Below are 25,551 nucleotides of genomic sequence, written 5' to 3' on the forward strand. Positions count from 1 at the left end.
CTCAATTGATCAATCGGATGCGGGCCGGCGGCAGAAAGCTGTCGTCGAAGACGTCCGCTGCCGAAGGCCGTCTGCGAAACTTAAAATCCTCGCCAATTTGGTCGATTGCCCGTTCGAAGCGCGCCGCGTCGATGCCGCCGATGCCATTGCGTTTGACCTCGGTGGTCAGGATGTTGTCGGCGATCACGGTGCGCAGCCGCTCAAGTTCGAGGTCGCGCTGGCCGCCATCCATGCGGGCGACGACCTCGTCCACGGCGCGCTCCGGCTCGTTGATAGTGAGGTGGATGCCACCGATTACCGCGCGCACAAAGGCTTTGACCGCATCGGGCCTGGTCGCCGCGAAGGCCGGGTTGACGATGATGGCGAAACCATAGGCGTCGCAGCCATAGTCGGCATAGCGCAGCACGGCGAGGTCGGTTGCGGGAACGCCGCGGTCGCGCAGGTTGACGGCGGAGAGATAGGAGAAGCCGGCCACCGCATCGACTTGTCCCGCGGAGAGGATCGGCTCGCGCACCGCCGCGCTCATCCGGTACACTTTCACGTTGGCCGGCCTGATGCCGTTCTGGCGCGCGAGCGCCGGCCACAGATGGAACGACAAGTCGGTTTCGGCCGTTCCGAGCGTCTTGCCCTCGACGTCGGCGAGCGTGCGAATGCCGCGGCTTTTGCGCGCGACGATCGCGTAGGGCGCCTGGTTGAACAGCACGAACACCGCCTTGATCGGCGGCGCGTCGGCCTTGCCGTGGAAGCGAATGAGTTCGTTGATGTCGACCAGCGCGAACTCGCTGCTCCCTGAAGCCACACGCGCGATCGCCTCCGGCGAGGCGCTCGCAAAATTGAAGCTGACGGCAAGGTCTTCCGCGCTAAACAAACCGCCGCTTGAGGCTGCGACGAAAGGTGCCATGCTGGCATCGAGCGGACGGTCGAAGCTAAGCTGAACGGAGGTCTGCGGCTTTTTGTCCTCGGCGGCTTGCTCGGCTGCATGGGCCGTGATCAGGCCTGTGGAGGCGAGGGTCATGAGACCCATCAGCAGGCCTAGAAAGCCGTGAAATGCGTCTGTTCGGCTCGTGCCCATGTTGTTTACACCGGAGAGGCCGACGGCAGTGTCGAGAAGAACGCGAGGACAGCATTCTGCCGCACCGAATGTGAACGCTTCATGAGCAGGCGATGTCACGTTTTCGCAATTGGCCGCTTGGCGGCGGCGCGGCCGCGCGGGAACCCGTCGCCATCGCGATGATCTTGTCATGGTCCGGTCGAATACGGTGACCGTACTTGTACGGTTTTGCCCGCATCAAACCAGGCGTAAAAGCAGGAAGCGGATATCCGCGGGTAAAACGGCTTCCTCCCCTTCGTGATCCGCCGGTTGCAGTTCATGCGGCTGGCGGATTTTTCTGTCTTTTAATGCTTCTTGATGCTCCGCGTTAACACGCCGGCCATCGCTTTCGACTATCTTGTGTGCCATGAGCGATTCGATCGAACGGCTCTATCAGGCGGTGCTCGCCGCCAAGCATCTGGACCCCGCGAGGTCGCGCACCGCGCGGCTGTTTCAGCGCGGCCCGTCCAAGATGGCCAAGAAAGTGGCCGAGGAGGCCATCGAGGTCGCGATCGATTCCATTCACGGCGACGCGGAGGCTGTGATCCGCGAAAGCGCCGATCTGCTCTATAATCTCGCCGTGCTGTGGGCGGCGGCGGGCGTCCGGCCCGCCGACGTCTGGCGGGAGATGGAACGACGCGAAAATCTGCTCGGCATTGCCGAGAAGATGCCGAAATCGCCGCTCAAACTGCCCAAGCCGGTGTCGCCCAGGGTCACGAGGCGGCCGATCGTCGCGCTGGAAGGCCGCAATCTGCGCAAGCGGCATTAGAGCGCGATAAACCGTCATCGTGCTCTAGCGTTTTGATCGAGCATGATCTTTTTGCGAAAACCGGCATCCACCTTGCGCTGACGCGGCCTTTCGGGTCCGCGTCACGCGCCAGTGTCACGATCAAATTCTTCCATCTTGCCATGGACAAATTCGTCCCATGGTGGTTCATCGCACCATGCTCAGACGTATCTATGACTGGTGTATCGACGCCGCGCACAAGCCCTATGCGCTGTGGATCATGGCGAGCGTGGCCTTCGCGGAAAGTTCCTTCTTTCCGGTGCCGCCGGATGTGATGCTGATCCCGATGTCGCTGGCGCGGCCGCAGCGCGCCTGGCTCTATGCGTCGGTCTGTACCGCGGCCTCGGTGCTCGGCGGCATGCTCGGCTATGCCATCGGCGCACTGCTTTACGACTCGCTCGGTCATTGGCTGATCGAGTTCTATCACCTCTCCGACAAGGTCGAAGCCTTCCGCGCATCCTACGCGGAATGGGGCGCCTTGATCATCATCGGCAAGGGCCTGACCCCGATCCCCTACAAGCTCGTGACCATCACTTCGGGCTTTGCCGGCTTCAACATCTGGCTGTTCGTGGTGTGCTCGATCATCGCCCGCGGTGGACGCTTCTTCGTCGCCGCGGTGCTGCTCAATCGCTATGGCGACTGGATCCGGGTCAGGATCGAAAAGCATCTCACCTTCTGGGTGCTGCTGGGCGCCGCGGTGCTGGTGCTCGGCTTCGTCATTGTCTATTGGCTGCTCTAAAAGGCGGCCGCCGATCGCTTTGCCGGTGTGCCGGCTTTCGGTTACGGTCGGCGCAATGATTGCTGGTTCTGGCCGTTTTGGGCGCTGCATTTGAGAAGCTTGGGCGCCATTGTCGTCTTGTCGATGCTGAGCATGGGCGGTCCGGCCCGTTCGCAGAATGCGCCGGCGCAGCCGGGCCTCGGCCTGCAGGAGCCGGGCGCTCCGACGATCTCTCCGCAGCCGCAGAGCGAGCCGGCGCCGCCGATGCCTAAAGAGAATCCCGGCCTGATCGACGAGATGGGCAAGCTGTTCGACAAGGTCGTGCCGAACATCAAGAGCCCCAGCGAGACCATCAATGATCTGAATGCCCGCGCCAAAGACGTCGCCAAAGGCGCAGGCGATGTGCTGTCGCGCTTCACAGGTCCCGGCTCGATGGTCTCGGGGCGCGTGGTCTGCCCTGTTGCGGCCAATGGCACGCCGGATTGCAAGCTCGGCGCCGACAAGCTCTGCCAGGCCAAGGGATTTAAGGAAGGCAAGAGCCTGAGCACCGATGCCGCGCAGACCTGTTCAGCCAAGGTCCTGATCCCGGGCCGCACCCGCAAACCCGACGACTGCCGCACCGATGGTTACGTGACGAGCGCGCTTTGCCAGTAGGTCGTTCTCTGGTGCGCTGGTTGCCCTGAGCGAGCGTCTTCTCCTTCTCACGTGCGGGGCGAGTTGGACGGAGGGCGCTGCTCCATCGCCTGAATACAGATGACGACGCTCCGATTACCGCTCTTCGGCAGTTGCGCTGTTGGCATGATGTCTGGCATCTTTACAGTGGAAAGACATCCCGTGTCCCGGAATAAGCAAAAGGATCTTTCGCGCATGTCCATGCCCGCCTTGTTCAAGGGCCGCCTCTCGATTCCCGTGATCGGTTCGCCGCTGTTCATCATTTCCGTGCCCGATCTCGTGATCGCGCAGTGCAAGGCCGGCGTGGTCGGCTCGTTTCCCGCGCTGAATGCGCGGCCTGCCGCGCAGCTCGACGAGTGGCTCGCACGCATCAAGGAGGAACTCGCGGCGTACGATCGGGCGCATCCGGACGCGCCCTCGGCGCCGTTCGCGGTCAACCAGATCGTCCACAAATCCAACAACCGGCTCGAGCATGACCTTGCGCTTTGCGAGAAGCACAAGGTGCCGATGATCATCTCCTCGCTCGGCGCGCGCGAGGAGCTCAATCAGGCGGTGCATGGCTGGGGCGGCATCGTCTTCCACGACGTGATCAACCAGAAATTTGCCCGCAAGGCGATCGAGAAGGGCGCCGACGGGCTGATCCTGGTCGCGGCGGGCGCCGGCGGTCATGCCGGCACCATTTCGCCCTTTGCCTTCGTCGCCGAGACGCGGCAGTGGTTCGACGGGCCGATTGCGCTCTCAGGGGCGATCGCCACCGGCAAGGCCATTCGCGCCGCGCGCATTCTCGGCGCCGACTTCGCCTATATCGGCTCGGCCTTCATCGCCACCGAGGAGGCCAATGCGGTGGATCGCTACAAGGAGATGATCACCAGCTCGGGCGCCGAAGACATCGTCTATTCCAACCTGTTCACCGGCGTGCACGGCAATTACCTGAAGCCGTCGATCGTGGCCGCCGGTATGGATCCGGAAAACCTGCCGACTTCCGACCCCTCCAAGATGAGCTTTGGCACCGATGCCTCCGGCGAGCGGGCGAAGCCAAAGGCCTGGAAGGAGATCTGGGGATCGGGCCAAGGCGTCGGCTCGATCGGCAAGATCGTTCCCGCCGCCGAGTTGATCGCGCGCTTCAAGAAGGAATACGACGAGGCGGTCGATCCGCCACTTTAAGGGTGGGTGGGCGGCCGAGCTTTTTTCACAATTCCGCCTTATGGGATCCGCCGAATCTTAAATGTTCATTAACCATGACGGGTCGATTCTTAACCATTCACTAAGGATGGCGAGTCGACAGTCATGGACGCTATTGCGGAGCCCGTAACCCAGCCGGTTCGCCTGCGAGGCCGCTCCTATCTGGCATTTGTTTTCACGCCGGTCGTCCCGATCGTCGACTGGCTCACCGAGCTCGACGCGACGCTGTCCCGCTCGCCCGGCTTCTTCGTCGGCAAGCCGGTGGTGCTGGACCTCTCCGCCGTGGAGCTCAGCCGTTCCGCGATCGCCCATCTCATCGTCAGCTTGGAAAAGAAGAATATCCGTATTCTCGGCATCGAGGGGGTCGATCCGTCGCTGCTGTCGCCGACCATGCCGCCGGTCCTGAGCGGCGGCCGGGTCTGCGAGATCGCGCAGGTCGAGCCGGAGAAGCCTGAAGTGAGGCCGCAGGTGGCTTCGCTGCTGCTCGACAGCCCGGTCCGCTCCGGTCAATCGGTCGTATTTCCGGAAGGCGACATTACCGTGCTCGGATCGGTCGGGTCGGGCGCCGAGCTCGTGGCCGGCGGCTCCATCCATGTCTATGGGACGCTGCGCGGCCGCGCCATGGCGGGCGTCAACGGCAATCCTCACGCGCGCATCTTTTGCCAGAGGATCGAGGCCGAGCTGCTGGCGATCGATGGCTACTACCAGACCGCGGAAGAATTGGACGAGGCCTTGCGCAACCGTCCTGCGCAGGCCTGGCTTGACGGCGGGGTCATGCGGATCACGCCGCTTACTTGATGACTGACAGTAAAAGGAGGTTGGCAATGGCCAAAGTGCTTGTGGTGACGTCGGGCAAGGGCGGCGTCGGAAAGACCACGTCCACGGCGGCGATCGGCGCCGCGCTTGCGCAGAGCGGGCAGAAGGTCGTCGTGGTGGATTTCGACGTCGGCCTGCGCAACCTCGACCTCGTGCTGGGGGCCGAGCGGCGGGTGGTCTTCGATCTCATCAATGTCGTGCAGGGGGTCGCAAAACTCAGTCAGGCGCTGATCCGTGACAAGCGGCTGGAGAATCTCTGGCTGCTGCCCGCGTCGCAAACGCGGGACAAGGACGCGCTCACCGACGAAGGCGTGGGGCGGGTGATCGACGAACTTCGGCAAAGCTTCGACTGGGTGATCTGCGACAGTCCGGCCGGCATCGAGCGCGGCGCCACCCTTGCCATGCGCTATGCGGACGAGGCGGTCATCGTCACCAATCCCGAGGTGTCGTCGGTGCGCGATTCCGACCGCATCATCGGCATGCTCGATTCCAAGACCGTGAAGGCCGAGAAGGGCGAGCGGGTGACCAAGCACATCCTGATCACCCGCTTCGATGCGGCCCGCGCCGCGCGCGGCGAAATGCTTGCGATCGAGGATGTGCTGGAAATCTTGGCCACCCCGCTGCTCGGCATCATCCCCGAGAGCCAGGACGTCTTGCGCGCATCCAATGTCGGCTGCCCCGTTGTCCTGAACGGCCCGTCGACCAGCGCGGCGCGGGCCTACATGGATGCGACCAAGCGGCTGTTGGGCGAGACGGTCACCATGAAGGTGCCGGCCGAGCGCAAGGGTCTGATGAAGCTTCTGCTACGACGGAGGGCTGCATGAGCATGGGTTTCCTGCGGTTGTTTTCCAGCCGCAACTCTTCGACCGCAGCGGTGGCGCGTGAGCGGCTGCAGATCCTGCTTGCGCATGAACGCGGCCTGGTCGGTCAGCCCGATCTGTTGGTGCGCCTGCGCGAAGAAATTCTCGCGGTGGTCTCGCGGCATGTTACGCTCGATCCGGACAAGGTCGTGGTTCGGATGGAAAAAGGAAAACATGTCTCGACGCTGGAAGTGGATATCGAACTGCCGAACGAGCCGTTGCGCGCGGCGAGCTGAGCGCGCGCCTGACGTGGCCAGATTTGTGATGGCGGCCTGATCGATGGAAGCCATCTATCGCGTCGAAGGCAATCGCGTCCTCGTCAGTCCCCATGCCGCCGGTCCCTGGAATCCGCGCATGCAGCACGGCTCGGCGCCCGCCTCGCTCGCGGTGTGGGCGGCCGAGCGGACTGCTGCGCCCGTCGAGATGCGCGTTGCGCGCGTGACCATCGATTTGATGCGGCCGGTGCCGTTGTCGCCCTTGACGCTGCAAACGGATGTGTTGCGCGAGGGCCGCAAGATCCAGCTTTGCGCGGTCAGGCTGCTGGCGGAGGACACGCTTGTGGTGGCCGCGACCGTGCTCAAGATCAAGGCGCAGCCGCAGCCGTTGCCGCCTGATCTTGGAGAGGCCAAGGTCGAACTCCCGGGGCCGGCCGAGTCGCCGGAAGATCCCGCGCGATTCTCCAGCAGCCCGTTCGTAACCGGCATGTCGCTGCGCGCCGCGCGCGGCCGGTTCGGCGTGCCGGGGAAGGCGGCGATCTGGTACCGCGTCGACCGGCCGCTGGTCGAAGGTTTCTCGGTGTCGCAGGCCGTGCGCGCGGTCGCCGCCGCCGATTTCGCCAACGGCACCTCGAGCGTGCTCGATTTTCGCGAATGGACCTTTCTCAACGCCGACCTCACTGTCAGCATGGCGCGGCAGCCAGTCGGCGAGTGGATCCTGCTCGATGGCGAATCCTGGATCGGTCCCGACGGCGCCGGTCTCGCCATGGCCCGCCTCGCCGACGAGCAGGGCTATTTCGGCCGTGCCGTGCAGAGCCTGGTGATCGAGAAGCGGTAGCACACCACATTCTCCGTCATACCCCGCCACCGGGTCGGCGCAAAGCGCCGCCCGATGACAGGCTCCGGCGGGGCAAACAGTAAGCCGCAGCCTCTCGACTCAAATGTTGATGTCTCTGGAATACTGAATCGCCCGGTCAAGCCGGGCGATGACCACCGAGAATCTACCCCACCATCCGCTCACGCCCCGCCCAAAAACTCGCGCGCAGCACTTTCTTGTCGACCTTGCCGACGCCGGTCATCGGGAGCTTGTCGACGAACTCGATCCGCTTCGGCGCATGCGCCGAGCCCTTGCGCGCTTTGACGAGGCTGATCAGCTCGTCCGCATTGGGGCGTGTGCCCTCGCGCGGCACGACGACCGCGGTGACCGCCTCGCCCCATTTGTCGTCGGGCACGCCGATCACCGCGACCATCGCAACGTCGTCATGCTGGGAGAGCACGTCCTCGACCTCGCGCGGGAAGATATTGAAGCCGCCGGAGACGATCATGTCCTTCTTACGGTCGAGGATGTACATGTAGCCGCGCTCGTCGGCCGTGGCGATGTCGCCCGTGTGCAGCCAGCCGTTCTTCAGCGTCTCCGCAGTGGTCTCCGGCCGCTTCCAATATTCGGCCATCACATGCGGGGCGCGGACGCAGATTTCGCCTGGCTCGCCAGGCTTCACCTCACGGTCGTCATCGTCGAGAATCCTGACGTCGCATGCGGCGATCGGGAAACCGCAGGAAAGAAACAGCTCGGGCCGCTTCGGATCATGATCGGCCTTGCGCAGCACCGACACCGGATAGCATTCGGTCTGGCCATAGAGCTGCGAGAACACCGGCCCGATCCGCTGCAAAGCTTCCGATAGCCGCGACGGCGACATCGCGGAGGCGCCATACAGCACGAGTTCGAGCGAGGAGAGGTCGGTCTTGTCGAGCGCGGGGTGATCGAGCAGCACATAGATCATGGTCGGCACGAACAGCGTGAAATTGATGCGCTCGCGCGCGATGGTCTCGAGCACCGCTTCGGGATCGAACCCCCTGAGCATATGCACGGTGCCGCCGCGCATCAGCGTCGGCAGCACCTTTGTGCCCGCGACGTGGCTGATCGGAGCAACGGTCAGATAGCGCGCCGCTTCGGGGATCTCGAAATCGGCCAGGATCGCGCCGGCAAATCCGCCATATTCGCGATGACGACGCAGCGCGCCCTTCGATTTCCCCGTCGTGCCGCCGGTGTAATTGAGGCTGGCGACATCGTCAGGGTTGGCAAGGCATCGCGCGCTGGCGCTGCCCCCCTGTTCGATTGCCTGCAGGAGGTCAATCCCGTAATCGGCCGGTCCGAGCGTGAACACGGTCCTGATGCCGCTTGCCTTGGCGGCGAGCTCGCCGCCGCGGTCGCGAAAGGCCGCCGCATCGACCACCAGCATCTGCGCTTCGGAATCGTCGATCTGAAACAATTGGTCTTCCAGCGAGGCCAGCGGATGCAGCCATGTGATCGCGAGCCTCGCCAGTTGCGCGGCGACGCCGGCGCACCAGGTGTCGGCGCGGTTGGCGGTCAGAAACGCCACGCGCGCACCCGGCGGCAACCCTAGCCTTGTGAAGACGGCTTGAACGCGGCCGATCAGGTCGGTCGCGCCTTGATAGCTGATCGATCCGCCCGGCCAGCTAAAGGCGTTGCGGGACGGGTAGCGTGCCAGCGCCCGCAGCGTCTGCTCGCCGACGGTCGGAAACGCGTAGAGTGGGTTGCTCATCAAGAATGTCCTCCCTGCCTCTTTGGTCGTTACCGCCCCGTCATTCCGGGGCGCGCGTGAGCGCGAACCCGGAAATCTCGAGATTTTCGGGTTCGGTGCTTGCGCACCGCCCCGGAATGACGGTGGTCGACTTTGTGCCCGGCCTTCGAACGTGCCAGAATTGGCCGCAACGGTAGCATTCCTGTTCAAGCCGGAAAAACAAATTTGCCGCTGGCTCCGCTGCACCACGATCCGCTCTCGCGTTTTCGCGCGCGCTTGAGCCTGCCGCTGATCGCCGCGCCGATGTTTCTGGTCTCGGGCGTCGAATTGGTCGTGGCGGCCTGCCGCAACGGCGTGATCGGCGCTTTTCCAACCGTGAATTGCCGCACGCCCGAGCAGCTCGACGCATGGCTTGGCGAGATCGAGACCCGCCTGCACCGCCGTGAGGATGCAGAAGGAAAGCCCGCCGCTCCCGTCTGCCCGAACCTGATCGTGCACCGCTCCAACACGCGGCTGGACAATGATCTCGCCGTGCTGCTGCGATACAAGCCTGAACTCGTCATCACCTCGGTCGGCTCGCCCGCGCCCGTGCTTGGGCCGTTGCATGATGCCGGCGCCTTGGTCTTTGCCGACGTCGCGTCCATCCGCCATGCCGAGCGCGCGTTGGAAGCCGGCGCGGACGGGCTGGTGCTGCTCTCGGCCGGCGCCGGCGGCCAGACCGGCTGGCTCAATCCGTTCGCCTTTGTGCGCGCGGTGCGGGCGTTTTTCGACGGCCCGCTCGTGCTCGCCGGCGGCATCAGCGACGGCCACGCGCTGCGCGCCGCGCAAGCGCTGTCTTGCGATCTTGCCTATATGGGCACCAGGTTCATCGCCACGCGCGAGAGCATGGCCGACGAGCGCTACAAGGCGATGCTGGTGCAAAGCAGTGCCGACGATATTCTGCTCACCAGCGCTTTTACCGGCCTGCAGACCAACATGCTGAAGCCGTCGATCGTCGCCGCGGGCCTCGATCCCGATAATTTGCCTGCGCACGGCGCGATCGAGATCGGCAGGGATATCGATGTTGAAAATCGCCAAAAGCGCTGGCGCGACATCTGGAGCGCCGGGCACGCGACCTCGGGCGTGACGGATGTGCTGCCGGTCGATGAGCTCATTGCTCGGACGCTCGCTGAATATCGCACGAGCCAGTCCCGGGATTTTCGCGCCTGAATTGCCGCGCCAACCCGTTTTAACCTTAACGCGGCATTAACCAGCCCGCCCCGACAATCCTCCCGAACGCCCGCGCCCGTCGGTCGGCGCTCGGGACGAGAAGAGGGATGCGCGATGGGACCGGAAAGCCTTGTTGCCAAGACGCCTGCCACGCTCGACGAGCTCAGGATTCGCGTCTTCCATGCGCTACAGCGCCATCCGCTGTGCCGCAGCGTGCGCTTCGACGTCCTCAAGACGCCCCGCACCAGGAAAGGCAGCAACTGGACCGTGAGCCTGCATTCGGTCGAGCCGCGCGCGCTGTTCGAGGCCTCCGATATCGTCGCCGATATCCAGGACGCCTATGAGCTGGCCGCCGTCGCCTGACGGGCCGGCCGTTCGGGCTTCGAGGGGTCTCATGTGTGCCTTTGCCGCAACGATGGCCCGTTTAAGCCTTAATTAATGCTCACTTTTTCGTCAGAAGACGGTCGATTGCCGACCGGGACGGAGACTTGTTTGACCAAGGCCATCACACTCCTCGCCCTGACCTGCTGCCTGGTGGTCGGGGCTGCAGCCGCCAGCATCCTGGCCCGCGACAGCATTCCCGAGGCTGGGCTCGCCGCTTCCGTGCCTGACCTGAAGGCGGTGGTCGCCAACCGCGAGGCCAAACAGGACAAGCTGACGGTCGTCGCCTCGCTGCCGCAGGAGCCCGCCGCTCCGGCGGAGACGGCAAGCCAGACCGAACCGTTGCGGCAGGCCTATGCCTCCACCAGCGATGCCGATATCGAGGCGGCCAAGGCGGTGGCGATGCTGCCCGCCGTGGCGCCGGCGTCGGAGCCCGCCTCGGCCGCAACGCCGTCCGAGCCGCCCGCGCCGCCCAAGCCAAAGGTTGCGAGCCATCCGCGGCCGGAGAAATACGCGCTGCTGTCCGACACCCAGATCGCCGGCATCAAGGCGCGCTTAAGACTGACGCCCGACCAGGAATATTATTGGCCCGGTGTCGAGCAAGCGCTGCACGCCCTTGCCCGCAAGATCGAAGCCGCGCGGCGCGTCAATCCGAATGCGAATGCCGGCTCGATCGATCCGGATTCGACCGAAGTGCAGCAATTGAAGTCGGCGGCGATGCCGCTGCTGTTCCAGTTGCGCGAAGACCAGAAGGACGAAGTGCGCAAACTCGCCCGCGTCATCGGCCTCGAAAAAGTAGCCGCCGCGATTTGACGCGTTGGTAGCCCGCGCGAACTGCCCGTTCGTCCCGGCCTTTCACCCCAACCCGCAGCCCCAACCCGCAGTCTTGGCCGGGGCGACATCTGCATCTTCGACAGCAGGCTTTGATGCCCCATGATCATGGGATCGTGATCGGGAGGGCGGGACGTCAGCCGTTGCCGGAACATCGGGAAAGTTGGAACGTTTGCCCGCGAGCAACGAGGAGGCGGCCATGCGCGCTTCGACTGCTTTCGTCGCGGGGATCGGAACGGTAGGTTTTGCCATTATCGGCGGCCTCGGCGGCGGGTTTTGGATCGCCAATGTCATGAATCCGCACGCGCCGAAATACGGCGTGGAAGCGGCCACTCTCGATCGGCGTGCGCCGCCGATGCCGGCGTCCGCTCCGCTGGCTCATGTCGGCGCGAGCTTGGCCTTCATCGATCCGGCGGTCGACGGCAGGGGGCCGGCGCAGGATCGCCGGGCCGATCGCGGCAATGCCACGCCGGCTCCGGCCCAAGCGGCGGAGGCGAAGGCGTCAGCCGATCAGTCAGCAAGGCCCGCCGAGGCGGCGCCAATGAAGCAGGCTACGCAAGAGGCGCAGCCGCCCGAGGCGGCGACGGCGAAGTCGGTTTCCGCACCTGAAGACGCCTATGCCAAGGCGGGCGATACCGATCTGAAGCGTCAGACCGATCGGCGGCACAGCGAGCGGGCGCAGCGTTGGGCGCATCGTCATCGCCGCGACCAGCAGGACCAGGATAGTTTCGATCAACAGGCGGGGAACGGTCGCGGCGACGGCGACTGGACCTATTCCGATCGCCGTTATCGGTCCCGCTATCGCGACGCCGAGCGCGGGCCGGGATATTACGACGAGTCCCCGCGCGTCTATGCCCCGCAGATGAGGATGTTCGATTCGGATGATTGAGGGCGAGTGTGTGCCCTAGCACCCGGAACCGCTCTTGCGACGCCGACCGACACGAAGGGGCGGCAGCTAAGCCACGCCGGAGGATGCGGTGAGCGAAAGCGAAACCCGTTCTGGAGGTTGAGGCAATCGCTACAATTTAAATCATCTCCGAGAGAGCTCGAGCCCATAATTTTCACGCGCGGCCGCTACCACTGAATACCTCTCTCCTCTCGCCCTAGGGCGAAAATGCCTGACGAGACCACGCAATGACGATGTTCTATTCCCTGATCCGCGACGTGCAGGATGCAACGACCTCCGGTTCGACCAAACGGCAACTCAAGGCGCTGACGCGCATCACCGATCTGTTTCTGGCCGGCTCGGCGCGCTATTCCAAGCGGCAGATCGAGCTGTTCGACGAGGTCTTCAAGGTCCTGGTCGAGGTCATCGAACTGAGGACCCGGATCAAGCTCGCCCGCCGCTTTGCCACGGACTCGAATGCGCCGCCGGCGCTGGTGCGCGCCTTCGCTTTGGACGAATCGGTCGCGGTCGCGGCTCCCGTGCTCACGGAATCGACCGCGCTCAGCGAGTCGGATCTGATCGCGAGTGCAAGCACCCAGAGCCAGGGACATCTCTACGCGATTGCGCAGCGCGAGACGATCAGCGAAGCGATCACCGATGTCCTGATCGAGCGCGGCGAGCCCAAGGTGGTCCACGCCGTCGCCAGGAACGAAGGCGCCCGCATCTCGGACAACGGTTTTCGCGCGCTGGTCGTGCGCTCCGGTCATGACCAGCAGCTTGCGGCGCATGTGGGTGCGCGGCGCGACATCCCGCGCCATCATCTGCTGAAGCTTCTCGAAACCGCCTCCGCCTCGGTGTGCAGCAAGATCATCGCGGCCAATCCGAAACTGGCCGACGTCGTTCATGGCGCCGTGACGGAGGTGATCGACGACATCAACGTCGAGGTGCGCAGGAAGTCTCAGGATCATGTCAAGGCCAAGCACCGGGTCAAGCGGCTCACCGATTGGAAGGAGCTGCGGGAAGCCGACGTCCACGCCGCCGCGCGCGCGCAGGATTTTGAAAAGACCGTGACGATGCTGTCGGCGCTCGCCGGCTGTCACATCGAGATGGTCGAGCGGGCCGTGCTCAACGAGAATCCGGGCGCGATCCAGGTGATCGCGAAAGCCGCCGGCTGCTCCTGGGCCACCGCGAAGGCGCTGCTCTTGATGACGGTCGCCGAGCGGCGCCTCTCCAAACTGGATGTCGAACGCGCGCGCGAAAATTTCGAACGGCTCGAACAGCGCACCGCGCAGCGTGTGCTCGAGTTCTATGAGGCGCGCCGCAACCTGTTCACCGAAGCCAACCCGCCGCTCGCCGCCCAGGAGGCCGCCAGCCTGCAGGCGATGCTGCGGTAGCTGCGTGACTGTACGATTGGTGCGGCCGTAGCCGCGCCGGCCGTTTGGCAACTGCCGTCGTCGCGACAAGCGAGCTCCCGGCAACGCGCAGCGTTGTCCGGCGCGAGCGCAGATCCGGGACTCATGACCACAGGCCGTTGTGGTCGCGAAGGTCCGCGGTATGGGTCCTGGCTTTCGCCAGGACGACGAATCTGTGGATACAAGTTGCGAGACGGTTCGAGCTGGCTTGCCCAGCCCAAGCCTTGGCGAAGGCTGGTGCCCCTGGCCGGAATCGAACCAGCACTCCTTGCGGAACTCGATTTTGAGTCGAGCGCGTCTACCAGTTCCGCCACAGGGGCCTTCGGCGAGCCTCGGCCAAGGGGCCTGTGTCGCGAAGCGGCCGGACTATAGCCAGCGGCCCGGCCGGGTCAACCCGCGCCGATGTGATTGCCGCCGCCTCGACAGCGATCTTTTCCGGAGATAGGAGGCTCCTAATCGGACTCTGGAGGGGGAGAGGCAAAGGTGACATCCACGGCCATGGCCTCACAGGCACGTTTTGAGGCAAGTCCGGCACTGACGGCGGCGCTGCTGGTGCTAATCGTCGCGGCTGCGACGATTGCCGGCGCCTGGTTCTTTCAGCTCGTGCTGGACATCCAGCCCTGCCCGCTCTGCCTGGAGCAGCGCTATGCCTATTATGGCATTATTCCGCTGTCGGCGCTCGTTGCCTTCGCCGCGGCCAAGGGCGCGCCGCGGCCACTGCTGATCGCGGGGCTCGTCGTCATCGCGCTGGCGGCAGCCGGCAATTCCCTCTTCGGCATCTATCACGCCGGCGTCGAATGGAAATTCTGGCAGGGCCCGACCGATTGCACCGGCCCCTTGGTCGATTTCGGCAAGGCCGGCAGCCTGCTCGATCAGCTCGACAAGGTGAAGGTGATCCGCTGCGACGAGGTGCAGTGGCGCTTTCTGGGGATCTCGCTTGCCGGCTACAACGCGCTGATCTCGGCGCTGATGGCCGCGATCGCCGCCTGGGGCATTGCCAGGTCCGCCAAGCGCTAGTCATCGACATCATCCTGCGGCCGTCCGAACAGATGGACGATGCCGGGGATGGCGATGGTGACGAACACGAAGCGCGACAAATGATGCGCGCCGACGAAAATCGGGTCGATGTGCAGCGTGAGCGCCAGGGCGAGCATGGCGTCCATCGCACCTGGTGCGAAGGCAACGATGAGATCGGCGGGCCGCACATTGGTGGTTGCGACGATCAGGCCGACAAACAGCGCCGAGACCAGGATAGCGATCGCAAACGAGCCGAGCGCGGCGTTGATATGGCCGAGCAGCACCTTGATCTTCATGCGCGCGAAGCGGCTGCCGATCAATGCGCCGATGCCGACCAGGGCGACGCTGCGCACCCAGTTCGGCAGGCCGCCTTCGATCCAGCCCGCGCCATGCAGCACGCTGGAGGCGATCATGGCGCCGAACATCCAGCTCGCCGGAAACTTGATCAGGCGAAACACCAGCGCCAGCGCGAGCGAGGGGGCCAGCAGCGCCAACAGCCCGAGCGGCGAGGCAGGCGGGGTGAGAAGCGCGGGCGCGGCGGCGGGCGCCGCTCCGGTCAAGGCCAGCAGCATCGGCAGCGCCGCGGTCAGGATGATCACACGCATGGTCTGCACCACCGCGATCGCCGGCAGGTCGGCGCCGCGCTCGACCGCCAGGATCGTGATCTGGGACAGCGCGCCGGGGCTTCCGGCAAGAAAGGCCGAGGTGCGGTCCCAGCCGTGAATGCGCTGCAGATAGAGACTGGAGCCAAAGGTCGAGCAGAAGGTCGCGAGCGCGAGCAGCGCGATGGTCATCGGATAGGCGCTGACATGCTGGATCAATTGCCGCGACACCACCGAACCCAGCGAGATGCCGAGCAGCACCAAGAGCGTCTGGGTGACATGCGGTGGCAGGCTGAGCGGACGTCCTGCCAAGGCCGCGGCGCCCACCGCGATCATTGAGCCGGAAATCAGTCCGCCCGGCAGGTTTGCCCACAAAAACAGCAGGCCGCCGGCGGCGCCAATGGCGAGCGTTTCGACCGCGCTGAACAATTTGGCGCGGCTGGGAAGGACGAGGTTGAAGGAGGCGGTGATCTGCTTCACGCCGCCTTCATCGCAAATTCGCCTTCTTGAGACAATTGCGCTGACGCAGGTGCAGCAATGCAGAGCGTTCGATGGCTGTCACCCTCCCCCTCAGAAGCCGGTGCGGGGAGGGTGACACGGAATTGTCACGTCTCGACCGTCACGTCCGAACGGTCATGCGCGAAGCGTTGCTTGCAGCGTGACTTGAACCGCTATTTGGTCTTTTCGCCGGCCTTCGCATTCTTGATGCATTCGGACCGGAATTTCTTGCGCTCCTTGCCGTGCAAGCCCTTCTCGTCGGCCTGCTTGGAGCATTCGAGCGATTCGGCCGAGCGCGCCTTGCTGGTTTTCTTCTCGGTCGAAGCCGGCGCCGCGGCGGTGTCGCTCTTGGCGGCGGGCGCGGTTGTGGACTGCGCGAAGGCGGGGCCGGCAAGCAGCAGCGAGGCGAGAGCGGCAGTGGCGAAAAGCGAAGAAAGCTTCATGGGTGCACCTGTGCGAGTGGAGAAAGGCACGCAACCTCGCGCTGTAATGCTGAACCGCCGATGAATAAGGGCGCATCGCCCGGCACTATATTTTGCGGGCGCAAACAGAACGCGCCTTTGTCATCGGCCTGCCTGACGTTAGGATGCAGTCCCTTTAGCCAGTTGCCAGGGAGAAGCTTAGGATGACTTTTCAAGCAAAATTATTGGTTGCGATCGCGGGCGCCGGTTTGGCCGCGCTGGCCGTGACCGCGCCTGCGCAGGCGCTGACCATGCAGGAGTGCAGTGCGAAGTACAAAGCCGCCAAGGACGCCGGCACGCTGGGTGGCCAGAAGTGGAATGACTTCCGCAAGGCGCAATGCGGCGCCGATGCAAGTCCGGCCGCCGCGACTGCGCCTGCGGCCGCTCCAGCGCCTGCACCTGCGAAGGAGGCCAAGGAGGCCGCGCCTGCAGCCGCGCCCGCTGCGCCCTCGGGCCCCGCCGTCTTCCCGAACGCGATCGATCCGAAATATGCCAAGGAGACTCCGGGCAAGGCGCGCCTGCACACTTGCGTCGACCAGTACAATGCCAACAAGGCCAGCAACGGCAATGGCGGCCTGAAATGGATCCAGAAGGGCGGCGGCTACTACAGCGAGTGCAACAAGCACCTGAAGGGCGCGGCCTGACGCCCTCGATGATGCGGCCGGATCGAGTGGTCCGGCCGCGAGCCTTGCTCTTCAGCCGACGGGACCGAGACCTGATCGGGACCACGACGATACGTTGACGGCAATTGTGCCGCGAATCCGGACCGCCCCCGCAATCATCTGAATGTGCGCAAGGATTGCGCAGCCGCCGCTGGCAGTCGCACCGCGGGCAGGTTATAGGGGCGCATCGTGCAAATGAGTCCTGTCTCTTGATACTCTCCGCGATGCAAAGCGTGCTGGGGCTCGCGTCGGGGGCGCTGGTCGGATTTTCGCTGGGCCTGGTCGGCGGCGGCGGATCGATCCTGGCGGTGCCGCTGATGGTCTATGTGGTCGGCGTGCCCGAGCCCCACATGGCGATCGGTACCAGCGCGATCGCGGTGGCCATGAACGCTGCGTTCAATCTCTTCAACCACTCCCGCGGCGGCACCGTGGTGTGGCCGGTGGCGCTGGTGTTTGCCGTCGCCGGCATGGTCGGGGCGCTCGCCGGCTCGACGCTGGGCAAGATGCTCGAGGGACAGAAACTGCTGGCGTTGTTCGCGCTGGTCATGCTTGTCATCGCGATGCTGATGCTGAAGACGCGCGCGCGGATCGGCGTGAGCGACGTCAAGATGAGCCGTGCCAACCTGCCGGCGATCATCTCGCTTGGCGCGGCCACCGGCACCCTGTCCGGCTTCTTCGGCATCGGCGGCGGCTTTCTCATCGTGCCGGCGCTGATGCTGGCGACGGGCATGCCGATCATGAATGCGGTGTCGTCGTCGCTGGTCGCCGTGACCACGTTCGGTCTCACCACCGCGGCGAGCTATGCCTGGTCGGGTCTGGTCGCATGGCGCCTGGCGGGCCTGTTCATCCTGGGCGGGGTTGGCGGCGGTCTCGCCGGGACGCGCGCTGCGCGCCATCTCTCGGGGCGGCGAGGGGCGCTGAATATTCTGTTTGCTGCGGTGGTGATAGCGGTGGCGCTGTATATGTTGGCGCGCACGTTGTTGCCACAGTGAAGATTAGAGGCGGGCCAAGCGGGGCGCTATCACATGACTGGATTGATCGAGGAAGCCGGACTGACACTGAGCCGGCGCAAAATGCTGGGCGTGCTTGGCGGCGGGGCGGCGATGCTCGGCGCGCTACCCCCTTCGGCACAGGCGCAATTGCGCCGTGCCGAGCCGAATGAAGCTGCGGTGCTGCGTGATCCGGACGTTCCCGTCGCCGGCAACGTCAATGGCGATATCTCGATCGTCGAATGGTTCGACTATCAATGTCCCTATTGCCGCAAGCTCGAACCCGAGCTGCGCCAGGTGGTCGAGGACGACGGCAAAGTGCGCCTGGTCTGGAAGGACTGGCCGATTCTCGGACCGGTCTCGGTCATCGCCGCGAAGATGGTGCTGGCCTGCAAGTATCAGGACAAATACAACAAGGCCCATGATGCGCTGCTCGGCGTCAACTCCAAGCTGACGGAGCCGCGGATCGATGAGGTGCTCGCCGGCGCCGGGATCGACGTCGACCGCGCCAAGCGCGATCTCGCCGCCAATGAAAAGGCGATCGTTGCCATTCTCACCCGCAACAACGAGCAGGCCGAAGGCCTGGGCTTCAAGGGCACGCCCTCGTTCATCGTCGGCAAATTCCGGGTCCCGGGCGTGCTCACGATGGATCAATTCGCACAGGTGATCGCGGATGCGCGCAAGGCCAAGGCTGGCAACTAACACAATCGCCGAGCTGAGCGGATCGAGAGGACGCGCGGCAAGCCCCGGCGCAATGACGGGCCTGGGTACGCATCCGGCTTTGCAACTTGATCAGCGGATGACTAAAGCGCGATGGGGATTAGGTCGAATCGCCGCGCTTTAGATTCTTCTTTGAGCATGATCTTTTCGGAAAACCGCTTCACACTTTTCCGGGTCATGCTCTAACGTACACGCGTTGCGTCGAGGCTATTTCGACGAGATCCGGACCCAATCATCGCGCGCGCGTGCCTTTAGCGAGTGCCAGTCACTGGCGACGACATCCCAGTTCACGATGGTGCGATTGGTTTCCGCAACCTGGCCATTGGCCACACTCGACGTCTGCATCGAATCGTAGACATATACGCCCAAAGCCAACAAGACGGCGCCGAGAATCATTCCAAGAATGGTCTGCATGGTGCCAATCCTCCGTGTGCCGGCAACTAACGCCGTCCCCGCTGGATGGTTCCGCCGATGGTTCCCGCATCCGATAGCTGTACTGTCGTCAGCGGCGCGTCACCTCATCGGCTTCGAATAGGCTCGCAGAAACATCAGGAAACGTTCAACCACCGCAGAATCTCTGCATTGACCTCGCGCGGATAGCAGTGGCTCAAATCCTCGATCTCGCGATAGGTGACGTTGGCGCCGGCAGCGGCGAGCGCATCGCGCGCATGCCGCGCCACCTCGACCGGAAACATCCAGTCAAGCCTGCCGTGCACGAGATGGATCGGCAGGCCGCGCAACCGCTCCGCGTCGGCCATGGCCGCCATCAACGGGTGGAAGGTGGCAGAGACGGGAGCCAGATGCGTGAACGGCGAGGCGCTATCGAGGCCGGTGACATAGCAGAACGTGCCGCCGTCGCTCATGCCGGTGAGCAACAGCCGCGTGGGATCGACGTTCCAGCGGCTGCGCACCGTCTCCAGGATACGCATCAGGTTCGGCGTGTCGGTGTCGGCTCCGCTCAATGCCCAGGTGGATCCCGTGGCGGTCGGAGCTATCAGCATGGCACCAAAGCTGCGCGCGTCGCGCAGCCAGCTCCAGAGAAAGGCGCGGCCATTGCCGCTGCCGCCGTGCAGCGCCACCACCAGCGGCCAGGCGCGGCTTGTTGTGTAATATTCCGGCACATATAACGAAAATCCGCCGCGGCTGCCCGGCTCGTTGTGGTCGTGAACAATCCCGGTGGTTTGGGCGGCAGGCTCGGCGAGCCGCGCCAGCAGGTCGGCATCCTCGCACACGCCGGGATCGAGGAAGAATTCGTTGATCGGCGGAAATTTCGCCGCCAGCGGATAGAGCGCCTCCTGTGCCTGCGGCGCATAGCGCAAGGCGCGGAACGCCATCGCCAGATCGCCATTGCCGTGCTGGACCGCGCGCAAGAGAGCGAAGGCGGAAAGCGCCGCATCGCTTCCCGCCTCGAGCGCGGCGCGAACGCCGGCGAAGCGGTCGGGCCATTCGGAAAGCTGCGAGCGCGCGGCCTGCAACGTGTCCTCCGGCGCACCGACCATTTCCATGACGCGGTCGAAGTCCGGCGGGTGCAGATGGCGCGCAACGAAGGAGAGCGCTTCCAGCGACTGCAGCAATGGCGGCAGCAAGGCCAGGATATCGTCCACCACGGCCTCGCTCATGGCGCCTTCCTGTCGCTCGCGTTAATGCAGTCGCGGCGCCTTCAGCAGCTTGGCGCGGTCGGTCGAGGCCAGCACCACGTCGAAGGTGACGCCTTCATGATGCACGGTCAGCGGCACGTCGACCCCCGCCGGCCCGAGCGCCCAGAGCTTGCGATAGAACGCCGCCTGGCTCGAGATTCGCTCGCCATTGATCGCCAGGATCACATCACCGGCCTTGAGCTCGGCGTGCGCCGCGGGCGCATTGCTGGAAATGCCGATCACGACGACCTTGTTGTCGATCTCGGTCGTGTACATGCCGAGCCAGGGGCGCGCGGGGCGGTTGACCCGGCCGAATTTGCGCAAGTCCTCGAGCACGGGATTGAGCAGGTCGATCGGCACGATCATGTTGACATGCTCGGCCTTGCCTTCGCGCTCGCGTTCGAGCTGGAGCGAGCCGATGCCGATCAGCTCGCCACTCGCCGAAATCAACCCGGTACCACCCCAGTTCGGATGCGCCGGATAGGTGAAGATGGCTTCGTCGAGCAGATATTCCCAATAGCCGGCGAATTCCTGCTTCGCGATGATTTGGCTGGCAACCGACCGTGTCCGCCCACCGGCGCCGCCCACCACGACACTGTCGCCGACGCGCGTCGCGGCCGAGGAGCCCAGCGGCAAGGGCTCGAGCTCGAGAGAGCCGAGCGCCTGCACCAGCCCGAACCCGGTGACGGCATCGAAACCGAGCGCGTGACCTTCCACGACGCGCCCGTCGCCACGATGCAGCCAGACGGACTCGGCCTCGGTAATGAGATAGCCAATGGTCAGCACGAGGCCGTCGTCGATCACAACGCCGTTGCCGGCGCGCTCAGTGCCCAGAGTTTCCGCGCTGAAGGCGTCCGGCGGAATGATGGAATGCAGGCCGACGATCGAGGACAGCACACGATCGAGATCGAAACTGTAGTCGCCGGGATGTGGCTGATAGGCGGATGGCACTCGCCATTCTGTCAAAGAGGGCATCGCGGCTCTCCTGTTCGCGGCGCGAGGTTCGCGCAAACGGTCGGCCGAGCATCACCCATCGGACTCGGCGGCGGCCGGAGCGGCAATTGGAGTTAATGTAGCACCATTGTCGCCGCGCGCACCAGTTCTGTCCAGCCATTGCAAACGTGATCGATCCATCATGGTCGGTTCGAGCCGTTTCGGTCACAGACGACGCCTGTCTTGAACCGCGGCCGCGGTATTATTCGTCGCGGTGCCTGGATCGGTTGCATTTGTGCGGCGCCACTCGCTGCGAGGGTGTGGATCCGGAATTGGGCGCGAGCTTCGGCCGCACTCCTCCGCCCCTTGAAGCGGCGCGACCGTCGGCAGCCATCGGTTCCGATCATCGGGCGCTCCGCGATGACGCGATGATTGGGTCGCGGCGGCAAGTTCCAGCTTTCCTTGACCGGGGAATCGCTTTAGGTGGCGCCGATAATGCACGGACAAGCGCTCAGGCCCAATTCACCGAACGTTCCGTTGAACACGATGGGACGGCTCAAACGGCTGCACGCCGCGGTGCGATTCGCACTGCCGCAGCGGCATGCCATCATCCTCATTGTCGCGCTGGTGCTCGCGGTTGCCGCCATCAACGCCTTCGAGCCGCTGGTGCTGAAGTCGGTGTTCGACCAGTTGACCGAAATGCGGCAAGCCGCGGCGATCATGGCCGGCGTGCTGCTTCTTCTCGCTTTCGCCGTTACGCGAGAGGCGATGGATGGCTTCGCCAATTGGCTCACCTGGCGCACCCGCATCGGCCTGCAATACGCGCTGCTCGAGGCGACCATGGGCAAATTGCACCGGATGCCGCTCCGCATCCAGCGCAGCGAAGGCATCGGCGCCATCATGACCAGGCTCGACCGCAGCATCCAGGGCTTCACCAGCGCTGTGACCCTGATCCTGTTCAACATCATGCCGTCGGTCATCTTTCTGGTCATTGCGATCGCGATCATGCTGCGGCTGGAGTGGCGCCTTGCCCTGCTCGTGCTCGCCTTCGCCCCGTTGCCGGCCTTCATTGCCGGCTATGCCGGGCCCGAGCAGATGCAGCGCGAGCGGACGCTGCTCGATCGCTGGGCGCAGATCTACTCGCGGTTCAACGAAGTGCTGTCCGGTATCGTAATCGTGCGCAGCTTCGCGATGGAGGATGCGGAAAAGGCGCGCTTTCTGCGCGACGTCGCCGCCGCCAACAAGGTCGTCATCCGCGGCGTCGCGACCGATGCGGGTTACGCATCGGCGAGCAATCTCGTGGTCGCGCTGGCGCGGCTTGGTGGGCTGGCGCTCGGCGCCTATTTCGTCGTCCAGGCCGAGATCACGGTCGGCACGGTGGTTGCGTTTCTCGGCTATATCGGCGGATTGTTCGGCCCGGTGCAGGGCCTGAGCGGCGTCTACTCGAACCTGCGCAAGGCTTCGGTGTCGCTGGACGAGATCTTCGGCATCCTCAATGTACAGGAGCATCTCGGCGATTCCCCCGATGCGGCCGACATTCCCGATGTCAAAGGCGAGGTGAGCTTCGAGAAGGTGCATTTCCACTACGAACAGCCGCAGCGTCCCCTGCTGAACGGCGTGACGCTGCATGCCAGGCCCGGAGAAACCATCGCCATCGTCGGTCCCAGCGGCGCCGGCAAGACCACGCTGATGGCGCTCCTGATGCGGTTCTATGATCCGCTGGAAGGGCGCATCGCCATCGACGGGCGCTGCTTGCGGAGCATCAAGCAGAGCTCGCTGCGGCGGCATATCGGCGTGGTGCTGCAGGACCCGCTGTTGTTCAACGACACCATCAAGGCCAATGTCGCCTACGGCCGGCCCGAGGCGACGATCGAACAGATCGAAGCGGCGGCAAAGGCGGCCTACGCGCACGATTTCATCATGCGCCTGCCGGACGGCTATGACACGGTGGTCGGCGAGCGCGGCGCCTTGCTGTCGGTCGGCGAACGCCAGCGCATCACCATTGCACGGGCGCTGCTCAAAAACCCGCCGATCCTGATCCTGGATGAGGCGACCTCGGCGCTGGACGCGGAATCCGAGGAGGCCGTGCAGCATGCGCTCGAAAACCTCATCGCGCCGCGTACGACCTTCGTCATCGCGCACCGCCTGTCCACCGTGGTCAACGCCGACCGCATCATCGTGCTAAAGGAGGGGCAGATCATCGAAAGCGGCCGCCATGGCGAATTGATGCGGCAGAACGGCTACTACGCCTCGCTGGTGCGTCGCCAGCACCGCGGCTTGATCGAGAACGACATCGACGCCTCCGCCGTGCCCTCCGTGCCGGGCTAGACCGGGCGCCAGGCTCGCGACCTCACCCTCGCGCCCGGCAGCAGGACTGCCTCCGGAACCCGGAACCCAAGCTGCGCGTTCTTCTTGGCTTGCGCCTGAAGTCCGGCACAGAGGGGGAATCCATGAGCCTGCTCAGCGATGCCCAGGGCATGCGGTCTGACGCGCATGCGACCGCGTCTTCGCGTCTTCGCCGCTTTTGCCGGAGCGCGGGGGGCTATTGGAGGGGCGGGGGTTCGGGACAAGCCTGGCTGCTCACGGTGAGCTTGACCGTGGTCGTGTTCGCAAGCCTCGGCATCACCTACGGCATCAATCTCTGGAACAGGCATTTCTACGACGCGCTCGAAGCCCGGAATGGTCCGGTCGCGCTGCATCAGGCTCTGCTGTTTCCGCTTCTGGTCGGACTTTACCTCGTGCTTTGCGTGTTCGCGATGTGGGCGCGCATGACCATGCAGCGGACCTGGCGCGCCTTCATCAATGAGCATCTGCTCACGCGCTGGCTCGCCGATAGCCGTTTCTACAAGCTCGAGCTGATCGGCGGCGACCACAAGAACCCCGAACACCGCATCAATGACGATCTGCGCATTGCGACCGAAATGCCGGTCGATTTCGTCACCGGCTTCGTCACCTCGCTGCTGTCGGCCTTAACTTTCATCGTGGTGCTTTACACGGTTGGCGGCGCCCTCTCGCTCGAGATCGGCGGTCGTTCGCTGACAATCCCGGCATTCCTGGTGGTCGCGGCCGTGGCCTATGCGCTGGTCGCGAACGGATCGATGCTGGCAATCGCGTTCCGGTTCATTCCGCTGACCGAGCAGAAGAACCAGGCCGAGGCCGAATATCGCTACGCCTTGACCCGGGTGCGCGAGAACGCCGAAAGCATCGCGCTGCTTGGCGGCGGGCAGGCCGAGCAGGCCAGCTTGAGCCAAAATTTCGGAAACGTGGTCGCGCGCTGGCGCGACCTGATGGTGCAGCACATGCGCGCCGTGATCGTCTCGCAGGGCAGCGAGCAGCTATGCGGCGTGGTCCCGATCCTGCTGTGCACGCCGCGTTATTTCGACGGCTCGATGAGCCTGGGTGCGATCATGCAGGTGGCCTCCGCCTTCACCATCGTGCAGGGCGCGATGAGCTGGTTCATGGAGAACTACACCAGGCTCGCCGATTGGACCGCGTCCGCTCGTCGTGTCGGCGCGCTGCTGCTGGCGATTGATGTGATCGAGGCGGGCGAGACGGCGGGCACCGGCCGCATCGAGTGCAGCCGGGATGGCGAGGGGCCGCTGCATCTTCGTGAGCTCGGCGTGTTCCTGGAGGACGGCCGGCCGATCGTGCGGCGCGCCAATGTCGTGATCGGCCGCGGCGAGCGCGTCCTGATCACCGGTGAATCCGGCACCGGCAAGAGCTCGCTGGTGCGCGCCATTGCCGGTTGCTGGCCATGGGGCCGTGGGCGGGTCGCGCTCGGCGCGGGCGCGCGCGTGCTGGTGGTGCCGCAGCGTCCCTACGTGCCGGCCGGCAGCCTGCGTGATGCCGTGACTTATCCCCTGCGACGGGCGGAGATCGGCCGCGAACACGCTGCCCGCGCACTCGCGGCCGCGGGCCTCGGCCAATTCCTGCCGCAACTTGACGATGTCGCGGCGTGGGACAAGATCCTGTCGGAAGGCGAGAAGCAACGGCTTTCGATCGCGCGCCTCTTGCTGCACCGGCCCGATGTCATCGCGCTCGATGAAGCCACCTCCGCGCTGCATGTCGAGGGTCAGGCCGAGTTGATGGCGGCGATCGCGCGCGAGCTGCCGGGCGCGACCATCATCAGCGTCGGCCATCGTCCCGAGCTCGAAGCCTTTCACGACCGCAAGCTGTCGCTTGCGCGCAAGGTCGACGGCGCCGTCATCGTCGCCGATGCGCCGATCCGGCGGGCCGCCTCGGCCGCTGATGCGCGCCGGGCCGCGCGCGGCTAAGCGCACACAAAAGCGATTGCCTGGACGGGGCTCGTCAAAAAGACAATTGTGCGCGGGCCCATAAGCTTGCCATATTGGTCAAGAAGACCGATGCGCGCGGAGCGCATCGTGCCGCGCGATAACAAGCGCGATGATAAAGAGATGATAAAGAAGAGG

27 protein-coding genes and 1 tRNA gene are annotated in these 25,551 nt (G+C 64.7%); 19 read left to right on the plus strand and 9 right to left on the minus strand.

The annotated features are described in order from the left end of the window. Position 1: 1 nt before the first annotated feature. The gene (locus P6U23_RS03755) at positions 2–1,015 is read right to left on the minus strand and encodes an ABC transporter substrate-binding protein (RefSeq protein WP_407178258.1); all 1,014 of its coding nucleotides are present in this window, start codon (positions 1,013–1,015) and stop codon (positions 2–4) included. A gap of 273 nt (positions 1,016–1,288) precedes the next feature. Further along, entirely contained in the window at positions 1,289–1,459 is a 171-nt protein-coding gene (locus P6U23_RS03760) for a hypothetical protein (protein WP_407178259.1), read from the minus strand. Here P6U23_RS03760 and hisE point away from each other — a divergent pair. The 8 genes from hisE to P6U23_RS03800 all read left to right on the plus strand — a co-directional run bounded on the left by hisE (position 1,458) and on the right by P6U23_RS03800 (position 7,178). Then, positions 1,458–1,859: a phosphoribosyl-ATP diphosphatase gene (hisE, locus tag P6U23_RS03765; RefSeq protein ID WP_407178260.1), complete on the plus strand. Its 402-nt coding sequence runs from the start codon at positions 1,458–1,460 to the stop codon at positions 1,857–1,859. The two genes, P6U23_RS03760 and hisE, sit on opposite strands and share 2 nt — an antisense overlap. 157 nt (positions 1,860–2,016) lie before the next feature. Then, positions 2,017–2,616 carry a YqaA family protein gene (locus P6U23_RS03770; protein WP_407178261.1) on the plus strand — a complete coding sequence of 200 codons (600 nt, stop codon included), beginning with the start codon at positions 2,017–2,019 and terminating at the stop codon, positions 2,614–2,616. A gap of 132 nt (positions 2,617–2,748) precedes the next feature. After that, entirely contained in the window at positions 2,749–3,249 is a 501-nt protein-coding gene (locus tag P6U23_RS03775; protein ID WP_407178262.1) for a hypothetical protein, read from the plus strand. Positions 3,250–3,462: 213 nt separating this feature from the next. Continuing rightward, positions 3,463–4,431 (plus strand): NAD(P)H-dependent flavin oxidoreductase, encoded by a 969-nt coding sequence (locus P6U23_RS03780; RefSeq protein WP_407178263.1) that lies wholly within the window; start codon positions 3,463–3,465, stop codon positions 4,429–4,431. A gap of 123 nt (positions 4,432–4,554) precedes the next feature. Further along, positions 4,555–5,247, plus strand: a complete 693-nt coding sequence (minC, locus tag P6U23_RS03785) for a septum site-determining protein MinC (RefSeq protein ID WP_407178264.1) — start codon at positions 4,555–4,557, stop codon at positions 5,245–5,247. 26 nt (positions 5,248–5,273) lie between these two features. Next, positions 5,274–6,089: a septum site-determining protein MinD gene (gene minD / locus P6U23_RS03790; protein ID WP_407178265.1), complete on the plus strand. Its 816-nt coding sequence runs from the start codon at positions 5,274–5,276 to the stop codon at positions 6,087–6,089. Continuing rightward, on the plus strand, positions 6,086–6,361 hold the full coding sequence (minE, locus tag P6U23_RS03795; protein WP_024505942.1) for a cell division topological specificity factor MinE: 276 nt from the start codon (positions 6,086–6,088) through the stop codon (positions 6,359–6,361). Before minD ends, minE begins: the two co-directional genes overlap by 4 nt. Before the next feature lie 43 nt (positions 6,362–6,404). Continuing rightward, on the plus strand, positions 6,405–7,178 hold the full coding sequence (locus tag P6U23_RS03800; RefSeq protein WP_407178266.1) for a thioesterase family protein: 774 nt from the start codon (positions 6,405–6,407) through the stop codon (positions 7,176–7,178). A gap of 163 nt (positions 7,179–7,341) precedes the next feature. Here the strand turns inward: P6U23_RS03800 and P6U23_RS03805 are convergent, their stop codons facing one another. Next, positions 7,342–8,904, minus strand: coding sequence for an AMP-binding protein (locus P6U23_RS03805; protein WP_407178267.1), 1,563 nt, complete (start codon positions 8,902–8,904; stop codon positions 7,342–7,344). Positions 8,905–9,108: 204 nt separating this feature from the next. On the opposite strand from P6U23_RS03805, the gene P6U23_RS03810 reads away from it, so the two are divergent. From P6U23_RS03810 to P6U23_RS03830, 5 genes are all read left to right on the plus strand, one after another. Beyond that, on the plus strand, positions 9,109–10,092 hold the full coding sequence (locus tag P6U23_RS03810) for an NAD(P)H-dependent flavin oxidoreductase (RefSeq protein WP_407178268.1): 984 nt from the start codon (positions 9,109–9,111) through the stop codon (positions 10,090–10,092). A 114-nt stretch (positions 10,093–10,206) separates the two neighbouring features. Further along, a complete protein-coding gene (locus tag P6U23_RS03815) occupies positions 10,207–10,455 on the plus strand; it encodes a hypothetical protein (RefSeq protein ID WP_407178269.1) in 249 nt (82 codons plus the stop codon). Between the two features lie 129 nt (positions 10,456–10,584). Then, positions 10,585–11,286, plus strand: a complete 702-nt coding sequence (locus tag P6U23_RS03820; RefSeq protein WP_407178270.1) for a hypothetical protein — start codon at positions 10,585–10,587, stop codon at positions 11,284–11,286. A 217-nt stretch (positions 11,287–11,503) separates the two neighbouring features. Then, positions 11,504–12,193, plus strand: a complete 690-nt coding sequence (locus tag P6U23_RS03825) for a hypothetical protein (protein WP_407178271.1) — start codon at positions 11,504–11,506, stop codon at positions 12,191–12,193. A 245-nt stretch (positions 12,194–12,438) separates the two neighbouring features. Next, the gene (locus P6U23_RS03830) at positions 12,439–13,584 is read left to right on the plus strand and encodes a DUF2336 domain-containing protein (protein ID WP_407178272.1); all 1,146 of its coding nucleotides are present in this window, start codon (positions 12,439–12,441) and stop codon (positions 13,582–13,584) included. A gap of 253 nt (positions 13,585–13,837) precedes the next feature. Here P6U23_RS03830 and P6U23_RS03835 read toward each other — a convergent pair. Beyond that, a tRNA-Leu gene (locus P6U23_RS03835) sits at positions 13,838–13,922 on the minus strand. 178 nt (positions 13,923–14,100) lie between these two features. On the opposite strand from P6U23_RS03835, the gene P6U23_RS03840 reads away from it, so the two are divergent. Continuing rightward, positions 14,101–14,619, plus strand: a complete 519-nt coding sequence (locus P6U23_RS03840) for a disulfide bond formation protein B (RefSeq protein ID WP_407181773.1) — start codon at positions 14,101–14,103, stop codon at positions 14,617–14,619. Here P6U23_RS03840 and P6U23_RS03845 read toward each other — a convergent pair. Together P6U23_RS03845 and P6U23_RS03850 are read right to left on the minus strand one after the other, a co-directional pair. Further along, the gene (locus tag P6U23_RS03845) at positions 14,616–15,701 is read right to left on the minus strand and encodes an AbrB family transcriptional regulator (RefSeq protein ID WP_407178273.1); all 1,086 of its coding nucleotides are present in this window, start codon (positions 15,699–15,701) and stop codon (positions 14,616–14,618) included. The two genes, P6U23_RS03840 and P6U23_RS03845, sit on opposite strands and share 4 nt — an antisense overlap. 191 nt (positions 15,702–15,892) lie before the next feature. Further along, positions 15,893–16,162, minus strand: a complete 270-nt coding sequence (locus P6U23_RS03850; RefSeq protein ID WP_407178274.1) for a PsiF family protein — start codon at positions 16,160–16,162, stop codon at positions 15,893–15,895. 182 nt (positions 16,163–16,344) lie between these two features. On the opposite strand from P6U23_RS03850, the gene P6U23_RS03855 reads away from it, so the two are divergent. From P6U23_RS03855 to P6U23_RS03865, 3 genes are all read left to right on the plus strand, one after another. Further along, positions 16,345–16,824 (plus strand): hypothetical protein, encoded by a 480-nt coding sequence (locus tag P6U23_RS03855; RefSeq protein ID WP_407178275.1) that lies wholly within the window; start codon positions 16,345–16,347, stop codon positions 16,822–16,824. A gap of 230 nt (positions 16,825–17,054) precedes the next feature. Next, on the plus strand, positions 17,055–17,834 hold the full coding sequence (locus tag P6U23_RS03860; protein WP_407181774.1) for a sulfite exporter TauE/SafE family protein: 780 nt from the start codon (positions 17,055–17,057) through the stop codon (positions 17,832–17,834). Between the two features lie 33 nt (positions 17,835–17,867). Further along, the gene (locus P6U23_RS03865) at positions 17,868–18,533 is read left to right on the plus strand and encodes a DsbA family protein (RefSeq protein ID WP_407178276.1); all 666 of its coding nucleotides are present in this window, start codon (positions 17,868–17,870) and stop codon (positions 18,531–18,533) included. Between the two features lie 225 nt (positions 18,534–18,758). On the opposite strand, the gene P6U23_RS03870 is transcribed toward P6U23_RS03865, so the two are convergent. The 3 genes from P6U23_RS03870 to P6U23_RS03880 all read right to left on the minus strand — a co-directional run bounded on the left by P6U23_RS03870 (position 18,759) and on the right by P6U23_RS03880 (position 21,163). Then, entirely contained in the window at positions 18,759–18,965 is a 207-nt protein-coding gene (locus P6U23_RS03870) for a hypothetical protein (protein ID WP_407178277.1), read from the minus strand. Positions 18,966–19,099: 134 nt separating this feature from the next. Further along, positions 19,100–20,170, minus strand: a complete 1,071-nt coding sequence (locus P6U23_RS03875) for a phospholipase (protein ID WP_407178278.1) — start codon at positions 20,168–20,170, stop codon at positions 19,100–19,102. Positions 20,171–20,191: 21 nt separating this feature from the next. Then, the gene (locus P6U23_RS03880; RefSeq protein ID WP_407178279.1) at positions 20,192–21,163 is read right to left on the minus strand and encodes a S1C family serine protease; all 972 of its coding nucleotides are present in this window, start codon (positions 21,161–21,163) and stop codon (positions 20,192–20,194) included. Between the two features lie 453 nt (positions 21,164–21,616). Here P6U23_RS03880 and P6U23_RS03885 point away from each other — a divergent pair, with 453 nt between their 5' ends. After that, positions 21,617–23,449, plus strand: a complete 1,833-nt coding sequence (locus P6U23_RS03885; RefSeq protein WP_407178280.1) for an ABC transporter ATP-binding protein — start codon at positions 21,617–21,619, stop codon at positions 23,447–23,449. A 122-nt stretch (positions 23,450–23,571) separates the two neighbouring features. After that, the gene (locus P6U23_RS03890) at positions 23,572–25,395 is read left to right on the plus strand and encodes an ABC transporter ATP-binding protein/permease (RefSeq protein WP_407178281.1); all 1,824 of its coding nucleotides are present in this window, start codon (positions 23,572–23,574) and stop codon (positions 25,393–25,395) included. Positions 25,396–25,551 lie beyond the last annotated feature (156 nt).

The sequence above is a fragment of the Bradyrhizobium sp. STM 3562 genome (assembly GCF_045571435.1).
Taxonomy (GTDB): Bacteria; Pseudomonadota; Alphaproteobacteria; order Rhizobiales; family Xanthobacteraceae; genus Bradyrhizobium.